The organism is Pseudobacter sp., assembly GCF_051955275.1.
Lineage (GTDB): Bacteria > Bacteroidota > Bacteroidia > Chitinophagales > Chitinophagaceae > Pseudobacter.
The window spans coordinates 1-14,246 of the sequence record NZ_JBQCGW010000116.1 but is presented as its reverse complement, the minus strand read 5'-3'; the positions used below and the strand labels follow the sequence as shown (position 1 = coordinate 14,246).

The window sequence follows — 14,246 nt, the reverse complement described above, 5'->3', positions numbered from 1 at the left end:
GGTCATTCGGCCTGATCTCAAAGCCCAGTGTGCCACTGGCATAACAGGTAAAGCGGTACCAGAATGGATTTTTATCGGTGTAGTTGAGGCCATCGGACTCGCAACCGGGCACGGGGATGGACCTGGTTTCGCAGATGGGAACGGTGGATTGACGGAATACTTTACTTCCACAGATAGGGAATGCAGTGGAGGGCGATTGACCCGCAGCGGTACAGGTCTGTCCCTTCAGCTGTGTGGTTGCCAGTAAGGTCAGTACCAACGCCAGAATTCTCATATGCATAGTTTGATGACCCCGGTATACGTAAAATCGTTGCAAAGGGTTGAACTAAAACGTATCCGGCCCGTTGCCGTAATGTACGGTAAATCCGGTCATTCAATGCGGTGGTTAGTGTCAGTGGATGATGTTTTCCGGCAGTTCAGCTATTTCATCGTAATACTCAAGCACTTTTTTTTCTGTTCCGGTCTGCCATTTAATATCACTGTCATACAGGTTGCTCCGCAGATCGCGATAAAGTTCTACGCATTTGTGAATGGCTTTCAGGAGTGAGCCCCTGTCGTGTAGCGCCAGCGTGCCTTTCAGCTGTTCAAGCGTTTGTTCCGGAAGATGTTTCTCCAGTTTTCGGACGCCCCTTGGCAATTGTCCCTGGCTGATGAGCAGCATGGGACCCAGCACCATATTGCGGATGGAAGAAAGGAAATCGATGGCTTCAAAATATTCTCCACGCCCCACTTTGGTAAGCCCATAGTGGATCCAGACCCAGAACCTGTCTTCGATCCACTGGTACCCGGGATTGGGCCATTCAGCTTCTGTTACCTGCAGGCTCTGCTCCAGTTGACCGAATGCATCATACAGGATCACGGGCTCTTCCACCCGGAACGCAAATTCCTCCAGTGTAACAAACTTGATATCAACATGCAGCAGGGGATCGTCATAGAGGCAGATCAGCAGGCGGGGTTCGCCCACATGCTCTCCGGTAAAAGCGGAAAGCAGCTTGCCGAACTTCTCTGCATAGGCCATCATGCGCTGTTTATCGCCTCCCACTTTGTTCCTGGTAACCAGCAGCAGGTCGAGGTCGGAATATTCATCCAGCTCATTGCTGAGCCAGGAGCCGGCTGCGGCCAGTCCAACTACAGAAGCATCTTCTCCAACAATTCCCGCAACGCGTTCCGCAAACTGATGTTGTATCATAACAGGTGGTTTGAGATCCATCCTGAAGATACCAAAATTATCCGGGGACTACTCTTTAAAAAGGGGCTAATGCACGGCACTCATGTAGAATACCAGCTTCCCTCCTTTCATGATCTGATTATGATGAATGCCGGTGCCATTCAATGAACTGCCGTTCAAACGGATAGATCTTACATATTTAGCAGATGGGGAAATATGCTTTGCCTTCACTTTGAAACGCTTGCTGCCCGGCAGTTTCAACCGGATGGCTTTCAACTGCGGGGCTCCGGTTTCATACTGTCCTCCACAGGGATTCAAAGGATAAAATCCCATTGAAGTGAAGAGATACCAGGCAGACATCTGTCCGCAATCATCATTGCCACAGAGCCCATCAGGTTTGGGGAGATAGAAACTATCCACCACGTGCCTGAGCAACTCCTGGGCACGCCAGTGTTTATCGGCATAATTATAGAGATAGATGATATGATGGCTGGGCTCATTGCCATGTGCGTATTGCCCGATCAGGCCACTCACATCATGCACATGGCCTGTTTCATCCTCGCCTGCTTTTAACACAAACAATGAATCGAGTTTATCCGCCAGTTTGTTTTTACCGCCTGCCAGTTTCACCAAAGCCTCCGCATCATGCTGAACACTCCAGGAATATTGCCAGGCATTTCCTTCCGTATAATCGCCTCCTTCCGCTCCCGCGTGAAATAAGCGAAGCGGTTCAAATGGGATCCGCCAATTACCTGCGGAGTCCCTGCCCCGCATGAACCCGGTGGCTGTATCATACAGGTTGTAAAAATAACCTGCGCGCTTCATGAAGAACACATGATCCTCTTCCTTACCCAATGCCTTCGCCATCTGCGCCGCACAGTAGTTGTCATAGGTAGCTTCCAGTGTCTTTGAAACAGATTCGGCTTTAATGATATCGAAAGGGAAATAACCATACCGGTCAAATACTTCCCAATCTGTATTCGTGTGATTCTTTGTGGCTGATTCTTTCACTGCCCGGTATGCCGCCTCTTTATCGAACCCGCCGAATCCTTTGAGGACGGCATCTGCTATTACCGGGATCGCATGATTGCCGATCATGCAATGATTCTCCTTTCCCCAGAGTGTCCATATTGGCAGGTACCCATTGACGTTATGATGCGCGATCATGGAGCTGATCATACCATTCACTCTTTCAGGAACCAGGATGGTGTATAACGGATGTGCCGCCCGGTAAGTATCCCAGAGGGAAAAGGTTGAATAATAGTCGCCCGAAGGGCTGGTGTATACCTGATCATCCGCTCCCCTGTACCTGCCATCCACATCGGCAATATTGTTAGGCTGGATACAGAGATGATAGATGGACGTATAGAAATTCGTTTTCTGCGCATCCGTTCCTTTAATACTGGCACGCTGGAAGATCCTGTTCCAGTTTGCGCGTGTCTGCTTCCTGATCTGCTGAAAATCCCAGCCGGGGTTTTCCTTTTCAAGGGACGCCCTGGCGCCATCAACACTTACAGTGGATATGCTCAGTTTTACCTGCAGTGCCTGTCCTTTTTTCAGATCGAACTGCAGGATCAGTCTTTTGGCCTTTTCGCCATTGACGGCCGTTAATGCTTCCTTCACTGTATAAGGACTATTAAACTCAATCACGTAGAAGAACTTTCTCTTCACCCAAACGCGCACTTCATTTCCACCGGTGATGGTTTGGCTGTCCGGCATTTCCATATTCGCATACAGAACCCTGTTATGAATATGATCAGGGGCAGTAACCAGTCCGCTCTGCATATCCAGCAACAATAGCGGGCTACCGGACCCGTAATAATTGAACTGATAGAAAGCAGTGCGTTCTGTGGCTGTAACTTCCGCCCGTACTCCTGCGCCGGTCATGTTTACCTTATAGTAACCCGGACTGGCTTCCTGCGATCGTTTATCGATCAGGCTTATGAAGCCGGGATTACGGTTCTCTTCACTGAATGGAAAGAGCAGGATATCTCCCAGGTCGGGGCATCCTGTTCCGTTGAGATGATTCTGGGCGAAGCCATTGATGGTGCTATCATCAGCATTGAAACCTGAACAGTATCTCCAGGACCCGTTGCCGCTTTCAGGACTGGCCTGGATCATACCAAATGGCGCACAGGCGCCAGGAAAAGTATGACCGTTATCAGCATTGCCGATAAATGGGTTCACATACCTCGCATAATCCTGCGCATGGGCATCGGTTAAAAAACAGCCGCAGTACAAAACTGTTGCAAAGAATATTTTTTTCATCCTGCTATTTTTTCTACCATACATCGTTCCAGTCATCGGTCCGGAAGGGCGCCAGCGGTTGTCCTTCCGTGCTCATCAGGTTGGCATCATGGAAATTGCGGAATGCATAACGTACAGCCACCGGGTTGGGCACCTGATCGGCACTCAGCTCTACCCCACTCTTTCCAAATTGTTGCGAAGCTTTGGCGGGATAAAACTTCCTGTCGGCACCTGCCAGTTCAAATCCCCTGATGTGCGCATACATGAATTCGATACTGCCTGTGCCCGTCCAGGTATGATCAGGAACATTCCTGAAACTGAGAATGGCTTTATTGCCATCGAAACTCACTTTGTTGATGACGGGTGCATCAGGCAACAGGCCATCAACCTGGTAGGTATGACGAAGGGCAAGTGAAGCGAGGCGCATGCCGATCTGCTTCTTCTTTGGCGGATGAATATGAAAAGCATCCCCGAGGTCCGTAGTGGCAGCCATGGCTGCATTGGGAATATGTTTCAATGCCCTGTACTGCGCTTCGATGGTGAGTGGCAGGGTGATATTCTCTGCGCCTTCATAATTGAACGCAGCCAGTTGTACATAATAAAAAGGCATGGCATCGTTCTTCCAGGCCGCCCTCCATAACTTCACCATGGCCGCCATCAGTTTATCATAATCGGCATGGTTCTTCATATTGGATTCTCCCTGGTACCAAATGAATCCCTTGCTGGTATATTTCGAAGCCGGCGCAATCATTCCATTGTAGAGCGAAGCAGGGATGGCCGCTTTCGATTCACTCACCGGTTTGAATGCCAGTTGTTGATCGATGCCGGGGATAGCCTTGATAGATTCAGCCGTCATCCAGGATTCAATGGCAGTAGCCCCGCAATTGGGTGTGATCAATCCTACAGGGATGTTCAATATCCTGTTCAGGTATTTGCCGAACATATATGCCACAGCGCTGAAATCCCTCACGCTGGCAGGGGAAGACCGAAGCCACTGTCCTTTGCATTCTTCCTGTATGGTGTCTGCCGGTGTTGGAGGAATGGTGAACATACGGATGAAAGGATACTGGTTGGCTTCAAACACTTCCTGCATCCCGCCTTCCACGGGCTGCCCATAAAAACCATGCATGGGCATTTCCATATTGGATTGTCCAGAGCAGATCCATACCTCACCGATCAGTACATCCCTGATGGTGACAGCTTCTCCATCACTGATCACGATCTCAAAAGGACCGCCCGCAGCGGGCGTCAGCACTTCCCCCTGCCACCTGCCTTTGGCATCCGCTTTTACCTGATATATTTTTTTATCCCAGGAAGTGCGGATTGTAACAGTCTTCGCAGCATTGCTCCAGCCCCAGAGATTGACACGCGATTGTTGCTGCAATACCATATGATCGCCCACCAGTGCAGGCAATTTTATTTTTGCCGATGAAGGATACGTCATCATCAGGCAGAGAAGCGCCGGAAGAAAAAATTTCATCAGGTACTATTTTCTTTTGAAAGGAGAAGTATTGCGGAGGAGCACAGAGTGCTCATCCGCTATGCCGGGATAATTCACGTTGTTGAATTCAATGGCGCCCACATTATCGAAAAGGAATGCAGGCCTTTGTTCTGCTCCTTCATAAGAGAGTGTTACATTCTCAAAACTGATATTGCGCACATTCCTTACAAAGAAGGCCCATGCAGGCAATGGTCTTGAATCGGCAGGTGGTTGCTCTGTATGCAGGTCCCTGAGCTTTGGCTCATTCTTACCTGCATAGCTGATGGAAATATCCTTCAGTTGTACACGGCCGAATACACCGCCTCTCCAGCTTTCGATACTGGCTGCAGCTTGTCTGATCCCTGTTGCAGTGATACGCTCTAACCGGATATTATCTCCTTCATTGCCTTCATTCAGTACCAGCATGAATGGGTTGTTCATATCGGTTATGCTGATATCATGCACATGAACGTCCTGGATCCTGCCAGGCGCTTTGCCCCAGCCGCCCGGTTGCAATAGAATGGCAGATAACATATTGGTCCTTCTCAGTTCTTTTGAAGTACGGTGCGGATATTTCCCGGGGCCTTTGAATATGCAATGTTCAATAGTAAGTCTGGTAGCGGGCATGATCACCCTGATGCCATTGCAGGAAGAATTGATGAAGCAATTGCTGATCACTATATTTTCCCAGTATCCTCCGGCGATGGCATCGTCACCTGTATAAAAACTGCAATTACGGATCAGGATATTCTTACCACCCCGGATATGAATTCCATCCCATCCTTCATTCATCTGCAGGTTATCGAATCCTGCATTTTCGATATCGTAGGCCAGGAAAGCATAGTTGGCAGACCTGTTGATAGTGATACCTGTGAGTGTGATATTGCGGGACTCTCCGATAATGATGGTATGCGGCCCGCGCATCCTTTCTTCACCCAGGGAATCGAATGCATGTGCGCCATCGATAACACCCTGTCCTTCGATGCTCACATTGCTGATCCCGTTGCCGATGATCAGCCCTTTGCCCCACCTGTTGTTCATGATGCTGTTGGCATTGGGGCCTGCATCTCCGCTATTGTATTTTGCGAGGCTTGCACTGCCGGCATACGCATGATACTGATCTATATCGGCAGTTCCCTGTATCACGGCACCTTCTTCCAAACGAAGCCTGATATTGCTTTTGAGGTAGATGGTGCCGCTGAGAAAAACACCTTTGGGCACACGCACAATGCCTCCGCCATTCTTCGAACAATCATCAATGGCAGCATTGATAGCGCCGGTATTGAGTTTCACACCATTGCCCACAGCACCATAACGGGTAATATCATAGACCTTTATGAGCAAAGGGGTAGCATTTGCCGGGAAGACCCAGATCAGGCCTCCCAGCAACAAGAGGAAAATATACTTCATGGAACAATTTTATTTTACATAAATAGCATAGCCGTTCTTCTGCATGTAAATAGCGTCTCCTGCTGTAAAACCGTGATAGGTATTATTGAGATAGTCTTTGAATTGTCCGGATGGCAATTCTCCATCAAATTGCAACCTTACCGGCATATCACCCAGGTTCAGGATCACCAGTACTTCATTCTCTCCTTTCTTCCGGGAATAACAGAACACTTTGGGTTGGTTGGTCCGGTAGATCTTCAGTTCTCCCCTGCCGGTACCGCTTTCAAGCGCAGGTTGTGTACGTTTCAGTTGCGTCAGCTTTTTGAAGAGGTTGAGATATAGCTTATTGGTCTGCTGCCATGGAATGTCTGTAAGGGAAGAGAAATCAAGTCTCTTATTCAGCCCGATCTCCTGTGCGTTATAGATCAGCGGCATATCGTAGATGGTGAAGGTGAGCGCCGTCAACGGTAGCACATTATTGCCCAGCCTGTCGAATTCCGTTCCTTCAAACGCATTCATATCATGGTTGGTCAGGAACACCATCCTGCCTTTGTTCTTATAGTTGACATTATTGAAAAGCTGTTTGCAGGCAGCCACCAGTTGGGGCACATCGTTATTGTTGCCGAAATTATTCAGCGCATTGCTGAAGAGCCAGGCATAATCATAATCGAATACTTCCATGTAGGTGGGATCATCGGCCTCACACATCCAGGTGATCTTTTTGATGGCATCCACCTGCTGCCTCGCTTCTTTCCAGAACGACAATGGCACCAGCGCCGCAGCATCGCAGCGATAGCCATCGATATCGAATTCCTCTACCCAGTATTTCATGGCATCGATCATGGCTGCACGCATGGCGGTATTGTTGTAATCCAGCTGCACCACATCAGGCCAGCCATTGGGAGAGTAAGGCCTTTCGCCATTCCTTTCAGAATAGTAATCAAGATGATCGGTTACCCATGCATTGTCCCAGGCAGTATGATTGGCCACCCAGTCCATCCAGATCTCCATCCCCATTCCATGCGCGGCAGTGATCAAGGCCTTGAAATCGTCCTTTGTTCCGTAATCCGGATTGATGGCTTTGTAATCCCTGATCGAATAAGGACTGCCCACTGTTCCCGACCTGTTGATGATTCCGATCGGGTGAACAGGCATCAGCCACACAATGTCCACGCCCAGTTCCTTCAGTCTGGCCAGGTCATTCTTAAGGCCGTTGATATTTCTCTGGCTGGAATAATGGTACAGATTCACTTCATAGATCACCTTATTGTTTGCACTGATGGGAGTCACCTCACTGTTAGGGAGATCCGACCAGTATTTATCGTCTTTTTTGCAGCTTCCGAGCAACAGCACCGAAACCAGCGCTATTACCAATATCCTGTATGTATTCATATGACGCGGATGAACTTGATTGTAATTAATGCCTACTGTGCTTTGATGTAATAATGTCCGGTGAGATCATTGAAAATGATCTTCTGTTCCCCACCCTGTTTGATCACGATATTAGGATCATATTCACTTCCTGTCAGGTAGATGGTCTTCCCGTAAGGCAGTGCATCAGGATCGATGGCGGCCCACCTGCTTCCCCAGCTTCGATTGGACCTGAATTTCACCGGGTGCGTATTGCCGCCGGTGAGCGGATCGAGGGTCAGGCTGAGCGACCAGAGATGCGGATTCTCCACGGAAAACCTGGTCATACCCGGCTCATTGTCCCATCCGCAGAAAGCACCGATGAATCCGAGAAAGCTCCATTCGGGTGCGCCGCTTGCATTGTAATCCGAGATGGTGTAGGTAAGGTTGCGCAGGTCGATGGAGATGGTCTTGTAGCCCGCTGTTTCATTGTAGAAAGCACCACCTTCCGATTCGAGGTATTCCATATGGGTTTCATCCTTGCGGATATAAGCCTTGTAAGAATTCAATGATTCCGATGGCAGGAATTTGAAGAAACAGTTGGCGCGGATATAACCGGTGAACGTGTACGTGAAATTGTTCGGCTGGCTGTTCTCTTTGAACATAGGCAGCATACTGGCGGTATTGGTGTTGTTCCATCCGTTCATGTCGCCAATGATATACATCAGTTGCAAAGGATCGGAGTATGTGAAAGGCGTAACAGCAATTTTCATCACATTGCCTGAGTAAGTCTTACCAGCGCCGTTCTGTCCGTAGGTGATGAGCAATCTAAACTCTATCTCCTTACGGCTTCCGGGATGCGCATCGAGGCTGTCCATCAGGAAGGAGTTGATGGCTTTGGTATGCACATCAAAAGAGAGATCAGAAGTAACTGCCAGGACCTTTGCGGAATCAAAATTATTACCTGCATCATCCACCTGGAGGGTGTATGTGAAGGGAGCAGCGGGTACGGGTTCTCCGCCGCCCCCTTTGAACAGGGTTTCTGTCCAGTTAATGGTAAAGAGCAATGGATCCTCGTCTCCCGGATTCTCCAGTACATACTCGGTTGCAGCAAGTTCCTTTATCAGACTGCCTTCAGCACCAGTGAGTGTGAGCTTCTCTTTTTTGCTGCATGACAAAATCAGGCAGGCAAGGGAAGCGAAGATGAAATGATATATATGTTTGTTCATATGGAATGATCGTTTTAGTATCCTGTATGTTGTTTCAGCAAAGCGTTGGAAGTAAGCTCTGTTGCGGGGATAGGATATAGATTGAATTTATCGTCGATACTGGCCACTCCGCCATAGATGCCATTCTTCCAGGGCCAGGCGTAGTTCTTCGTGAACTTATTGAAACGGATGAGGTCTGTCCGGCGATGTCCTTCCCAGAAGAGCTCCCTTGAACGTTCATCGAGGATGAAATCGAGGGTGAGTGCCGCATCATCAATTACTGATGCATTGGAACGCTGTCTGAGTTGCTGCACATAGCTGAGCGCCTGAACCCTTGTACCGCCCTGTCCGCCGCGCAATACTGCTTCGGCATACATGAGCCAGGCATCGGCTAACCTGAACAGCGGGAAATCAGTATCAGCATGGGCCGTGTTGGAACCTGGTGTTCCATCACTTTTCAGGTTAGAGTATTTGCTTACAGACCAACCTTTATTGAAATCGTTCCATTCCGTGTTTTCAAGGGTCCTGTCTGTTTTATAGAACATGGCGCGCAGATCATTGTCTTCAAAGCGGCGCGACAGGCTTTCTTTGGCCCTTACGCTTGCCCATGCCTGTGAGAAGCCGAGGCTGGTCATGGGATTCATATCGGATTTGCTGGCACCTGCAATCAGGAAAGTAGTGCCGCCGAAAGTGGTGGCACGCATACCGTCATAGATCAGCGGGAAAATGATCTCGGGGGATTTCTCATTGTCTGCACGGAATATATTCCTGTACAGGGGATCGATAGAGAATCCGGCATTCAGCACTTTATTGAGGTAAGTGAGGCATTCCGTATACCTGTTCTGCTGAATGTAAACTTCTGCATTGAGGTACATTTTTGCCAGCAACATCTGTACAGTGGCATCATTGATCATACCGTAATGCAGCTTATCACCGGCAGGCAGCCTGCCTTCCACCGCTTTCAGCTCTGCTTCGATCCAGGGAAACAGTACACTACGGTCCTGCTGTGAAACATTGTTGTTGCCAACCGGAAAATCTTCATCTATCAATGGCACCCTTCCATACAGGTCCATCAGAAAATAATAGTTCAGTGCCCGCAGCGCCCTGGCTTCCGCCCTGTATCCTTCGATCTTCTGTGCCAGGGAAGCACTCACCTGTCGGTTGCTCACTTTTTCAGCGGCAGTCTGGCGCAGATATTCATTTGCGTAGGCAATATTGAGATAGAGTCTTGTATAGTTCAGGGCCACCATGCTGTTGCTGGAATTCCACTGGCAGAAATACAGGCCACGTTTGGTTTCACTGTCTTCCACACCGATCACTTCATCGGTGCACAACTGCTGCAGGTTCCAGAAAGAGCGCACGAAAGTGGCTTCGCCCTGATCGGGGGCCGACATATCGTTTGAGCCGAACGGTCCCTCGTTTCCTGAAAGCGCCAATCCTGCATAGATCTTGGAGAGGAACTTTTCATAGGAAGTACTGTCTAGCCAGGCTGCTTCAGACAACAGCACATTTTCCGTCATGGGTATTGTATCCAGGTCTTTTACACAGGAGGTAAAGCAGGATGCAATCAATATAATTAAGTAAGTTCTTTTCATTGCTGTTGCTGATTAGAAGTTAAGATTGAGGCCAAGCAGGAAGGTGATGGGACGAGGATAGATGCTGCCATCACTTCCTCCGAAGATCTCCGGGTCCACTCCCTTGTACTTTGTGAATACAAATGCATTCTGCACATTGCCATATACCCTTCCGTTGAGTGGCAACTTCTTCGATTTGTTGAAAGACCAACCCAGGATGATATTATCAACGCGGAAGAAAGAGGCGTCCTGCACATAATAATCAGACAATGGCTGGTTCACCTGGAAATTGGTTTCCAGCGCGCTTTTCATCCGGTTGCGCAGGAATTCACTGGCATACACGGAAGTGAGGCTCAACGCTGCATTACCGGCCGCCAGTGCATTGTAATTGTAATTACCGATGCTGCCATGCCCTGCAATACTGAGGTCGAAGGCTTTCCAGAGCAGGCGGGTATTCAATCCCAATGTGATATCAGGCGTGGCCCGTTTGAACGGTCTGAGATCTTCTTCATTGATCAGTCCGTCACTATTCTGGTCTTTGTAAAATCCTTCAATGGGCTTTCCTTTTTCGTCATAGATCTGCTCGTACATATAGTACATGTTCGTGGCCTGTCCTACCATGTTCACCACAATGCCGTTCACGAGCCTGGTCTTTGAATCGTCGCCCGCATTGAGCTTTGTAATGCGGTTCCTGTTGTACGTGAGATTGGCACCCAGTTCCCATGTCAGGGCCTTCCTTTTGACGGGGCTGCCTGTGATAGAGAACTCAACGCCCTTGTTCTCCAGGCTTCCGATATTGCTCACTACAAATTCCTTGAAATTCGTGCCTGCGGTGGTCTTTGTTTCCACATTGATCAGGTCCTTTGTTTTCCGGTAGTATACATCGATGGCGCCTTCGATCCTTCCTTTCAGGAATGCATAATCGATGCCGGCATTGTAAGTGGTAGTGGATTCCCATTTCAGGTTTGCATTGTAAGACTCAGGCCTGAGCAGTTCCACCCAGAGCGGCGCTCCGCCCGCAGTATACCCACGCAGGTAATTTGCCTGCGTTCCCACCGTTCCGTAGTAGGTGGCGATATAGGGATAATCTCCCTGGTTGATGTCCTGCTGCCCCGTGATACCCCAGCTCAACCTGAGTTTCAGATTACTGAGCGTATTGTTGCCTTTCAGGAAAGGCTCATCTGAAACCTTCCAGGCCAATGCTGCCGAAGGGAACAGGCTCCAGCGATTTTCCTTGCTGAACCTCGATGACCCGTCTTCACGAAGCGTAAACGTGAAGAGGTATTTGTTATTGAATGCATAGTTCAGCCTGCCGTAGTAGGATAAGATATAATGCTCCGTGGCGAATTTACTTTTGGAAACCAGCAGCGGATCTCCGAATGCATCATAATTACTGATCCTGTATCCCGCATTACTGCCTTCCAGTTTGTAATGCTGCCAGGAATAACCTCCCATGAGATCGATATGGCTGTTCAGGGCGCTCAGCTCACGTTTGTACTGCAAATAGAAATCGAGGGAGGAGTTGCGGCGGGTATCGTTCCAGCCGGCATTGTAACCGCCATACATGTAATCCGACGGAGAGAATTCAGAAATGTATGTGCCTCCCTTTCCTTTCGCATAATCGATACCGGTATTAAGGATAGCATGCAAACCCGGCAGGAACCTGAGATGATAATCCAGTTGCGCGCTTCCGATAAAGTTGCGCACTTCGGACGCATTATTGGTCATTTCCAGCATGGAGAGCGGGTTCTTGGTTGCCACCTGTATGATCTGGTGATCAGTTCCCAGTGAGGTATAGTACCCGCCATAAGGACTGTTGGCGTCATATACCGGTTGAGTGGGATCCATGGCTACGGCTGCACCGATAGCATCCCAGTTGGCATAACGGTTATTCACCAGCATACCACGCCCGTTCAGGTTTACCTTCAGGTCGTTATTGAGCAGGGATGGAGAAAAGGAGAAGCTGGCGGTATGGCGCTTCGACGAGGAGGTTTTAAGGATTCCATCGCTCTGCGTTGATCCTACAGACAAACGGAAAGGATGTTTCTTAGCTACAGATCCATACACACTGAGGTTATTGTCTGTATTGAGCGGTTGCTGAAAGATCGCATTCTGCCAGTCAGTATTGATCAGCCCCTGTTTTTGAAAGATCTCATTGTACTGGCTGCTATTGCCGTACCTGTCCCGCAGGAAAACGCGGAACTCATCGCCACTCAGTACTTCCAGTTCTTTTTTCCTGGCATTCAGGGAAAGTTTACCATCGTAGGAAACGCGTAATGCCCCGCTGCTACCCTTTTTGGTAGTGATGAGTATCACACCATTGGAAGCGCGCGATCCATAAATGGCTGTAGCCGAAGCATCTTTCAATATGGTAAAGGATTCAATGTCGTTTGGATTGATAGTACTGAGCACATTCCCTGTTCCGTTGACGGGATTATTGTCCATGAACACACCATCCACAATGATCAGCGGGTCATTGCTGGCAGAGAGTGAAGAGCCGCCGCGGATCCTGATATAGGAAGCACCTGTTGGGGCTCCGCCTTCATTCACAATAGTAACACCCGGAACCCGGCCTACGATGAGGTCCTGGGCATACAGTCCCCCGCCCCGCTGCTTGTCATCGATCTTCACATTCACAAGTGAACCGGTGGCATCTCCCTTCCTCACCTTTCCATAGCCAATCACAACCACATCCTGCAGTTGCTTCTGGTCTTCTTTCAGTATGATGTTCAGTTCCCCCTCCTGCCGGAAGACGATCAACTGGCTATCATAGCCGGTGAATGAAAACACCAGGGTATCATTGAGCGCAATTCCGGGTAACCTGAAATGACCTTTATCATTGGTGGTGGTACCGGCGTTCTTATGCCGGACTGTTACAGAAACATTACTGATGGGAATACCATTGGTATCTTTTACATGTCCTTCTACCGGGATTTGTGCCAGGGCACTGATACCTGAAAAAAGTAAGCTGAGGAATAACAGATATGATCTTTTCCGGATATACTTCCTGGCGGTTTGTAACTGCGCCGGGTCTGCATGAACTGGGTTGCTGATAGCAGGGTTCGGTGGCATAAGCGATCGTCTGAATTAACAAATTGGAGTTAGATGAATTGGCAGGTCCAAAAATAAGCGGCACAAGGGTGGAACCGTGCGCTTGCAGGGGTCAATGTAATTTTTTGTAAGGGAAGATTAAATATAAAATATTCATTATCAAATAAATAGGAATTATCAGCAGCAGTCAAAAAGTAAACCCGATGTCAGGGATCCGGGCTGGAACATTCCTTTTATTCTATCGTTTCAGCTGAAAAGGAGCCGATCTGTTTTACTTTTTCCTCAAAATTGGAGTCCGGAAAGAGGGCCTTTGATTTCACCTTACTCCTGTAATTATATATGGTGCGGAGGGAATAATGGAGGAAGCTGGCGATCTTATTGCTGTCTGTAATGCCAAGTCTGATGAGTGCAAATACCCTTAATTCCTGGTTGAGCGACCGGTCATCTCCGGTTTCATATTGCTGGTCAGGCCGGAGCAGTTGATTAAATTCCTGCAGGAAGGAAGGGTAGATATTCAGGAATGCCGAATCAAAACTGGCATACAGGGTCTTGAGCTCCCTGGCGGCATCCTGGGAGGAGGAGGAGGTCATGTTCAGGATCTCATTGATCTGGCCGGCCCTTACCCTTCGGTTCACCACCAGTTTGAAGGCCTCCAGTTTATCGATATGTTCGGTACAGATCTCGAGGAACTGACCGATGAATTTTTCTTTGATATGATTGGCCTCAGCAAGGCTGATATTGGTTTGCTTCAGTTGTTCACCAGCCATCAGCAATTCACT

General features: G+C 48.8%; 9 protein-coding genes and 1 pseudogene. All 10 read right to left on the bottom strand.

Annotated elements, in window-relative coordinates; genetic code table 11:
- Positions 1 to 274: pseudogene (locus tag ACTHMC_RS10020) on the bottom strand (gliding motility-associated C-terminal domain-containing protein); the annotation flags it as partial.
- A gap of 117 nt (positions 275 to 391) precedes the next feature.
- Entirely contained in the window at positions 392 to 1,189 is a 798-nt protein-coding gene (locus tag ACTHMC_RS10015; RefSeq protein ID WP_440412974.1) for a nucleotidyltransferase domain-containing protein, read from the bottom strand.
- A gap of 66 nt (positions 1,190 to 1,255) precedes the next feature.
- Positions 1,256 to 3,436, bottom strand: a complete 2,181-nt coding sequence (locus ACTHMC_RS10010) for a GH92 family glycosyl hydrolase (protein WP_440412973.1) — start codon at positions 3,434 to 3,436, stop codon at positions 1,256 to 1,258.
- Between the two features lie 13 nt (positions 3,437 to 3,449).
- On the bottom strand, positions 3,450 to 4,895 hold the full coding sequence (locus ACTHMC_RS10005; RefSeq protein WP_440412972.1) for a sialate O-acetylesterase: 1,446 nt from the start codon (positions 4,893 to 4,895) through the stop codon (positions 3,450 to 3,452).
- 6 nt (positions 4,896 to 4,901) lie between these two features.
- On the bottom strand, positions 4,902 to 6,305 hold the full coding sequence (locus ACTHMC_RS10000) for a glycoside hydrolase family 28 protein (RefSeq protein WP_440412971.1): 1,404 nt from the start codon (positions 6,303 to 6,305) through the stop codon (positions 4,902 to 4,904).
- Between the two features lie 9 nt (positions 6,306 to 6,314).
- A complete protein-coding gene (locus ACTHMC_RS09995; RefSeq protein ID WP_440412970.1) occupies positions 6,315 to 7,676 on the bottom strand; it encodes an alpha-amylase family glycosyl hydrolase in 1,362 nt (453 codons plus the stop codon).
- A gap of 32 nt (positions 7,677 to 7,708) precedes the next feature.
- Positions 7,709 to 8,863: a SusE domain-containing protein gene (locus ACTHMC_RS09990; RefSeq protein WP_440412969.1), complete on the bottom strand. Its 1,155-nt coding sequence runs from the start codon at positions 8,861 to 8,863 to the stop codon at positions 7,709 to 7,711.
- 14 nt (positions 8,864 to 8,877) lie between these two features.
- A complete protein-coding gene (locus ACTHMC_RS09985) occupies positions 8,878 to 10,437 on the bottom strand; it encodes a RagB/SusD family nutrient uptake outer membrane protein (RefSeq protein WP_440412968.1) in 1,560 nt (519 codons plus the stop codon).
- Between the two features lie 12 nt (positions 10,438 to 10,449).
- Positions 10,450 to 13,488 (bottom strand): SusC/RagA family TonB-linked outer membrane protein, encoded by a 3,039-nt coding sequence (locus tag ACTHMC_RS09980; protein ID WP_440412967.1) that lies wholly within the window; start codon positions 13,486 to 13,488, stop codon positions 10,450 to 10,452.
- Between the two features lie 212 nt (positions 13,489 to 13,700).
- On the bottom strand, positions 13,701 to 14,246 hold a 546-nt coding region (locus ACTHMC_RS09975), incomplete at its 5' end, for a DUF6377 domain-containing protein (RefSeq protein WP_440412966.1).